Source organism: Cryobacterium sp. CAN_C2 (genome assembly GCF_015751745.1).
Classification (GTDB): domain Bacteria; phylum Actinomycetota; class Actinomycetes; order Actinomycetales; family Microbacteriaceae; genus Cryobacterium.
Window position 1 is genome coordinate 1 of record NZ_JADOUX010000057.1, and the last position, 1,052, is coordinate 1,052.

The following is a 1,052-nucleotide window of genomic DNA, read 5'->3' on the forward strand; positions in this document are numbered from 1 at the left end:
GTGCTCACCAGCACGCAGTACCCCAAGGCCGGCGGGTACCAGATGGTCCGTTACGCCACCGACGCGCAGGGCCGCCGTACCGACACCTGGCTGCAATCGTCCAACCCGGCCAACACCACCTGGGCCGGGCACGAGAACACCAGCTACGACAGCTCCGGCCGGGTCAAGCAACTCACGGCGTACACCGGCACAGGCAACGCCTCCGACACCGTCGTCTTCGACACCCTGTACTGCTATAACTCCGCCTCGCCCGCGCCGACCTGCGGCACCGACACCACCCAGGACCACGCCAAGCTGCGCTGGACCAAGGACAACATCACCGGTCAGACCACCACCTACAGCTACGACACATCCGCACGAATCACCCAGGCCGCCCAGGCCGGCGGGTCCGGAACGAACAGCACCTACGCCTACACCTACGACGCTCGTGGTAACCGACTCACCCAGGTCGTCACCGGGTCCGCTGCGTCGTCGCAGACGCTGACTTACAACGCCGCGAACCAGATCACCACCACCGGGTATGCCTACGACGGCACCGGAAACCTCACCGCCACCCCCACGGCAACGTATGGGTATAACGGGTTCCAGCAGATGACCACCGCCACCACCGGCGGCGTAACATCGACATACACCTACGCCGGAGCCGACCAAAAAGCGGTCCTCACCGAAAGCACCGCATCGCGCACCTACAACCTCAGCTACGGGAAGAACGATGCTCAGGGAAACCCACAGGTCGCCACCTATACGGTCAACGGCAACGCCGCCCACATCTACAGCGATCCCATCACCGGACAGGCACTCATGCTGACGACGTCGGCGGACATTGACGGGATCTACGTGTGGGACGGCCTCGGTAACCCCGTCGGATTGCTTGTCGACTTCGCCAGTAACGTCTTCTCCTACAGCTACGACCCCTACGGCACACAGGTCCTCACCGCCGGTGGAACAGGAAACGGCTCCGCCCAAAACCCGTACTCCTTCAAAGCCGGAATCCAAGACCGCGCCTCAGGACTGGTGAAATTTGGCATCCGCTGGTACAACGCCACCACCGG

At 63.4% G+C, this 1,052-nt stretch carries 1 pseudogene; it reads left to right on the plus strand.

Features of this window, described 5'->3' with window-relative positions:
- A pseudogene (locus IWX77_RS16850) lies at positions 1-1,052 on the plus strand (hypothetical protein); the annotation flags it as partial.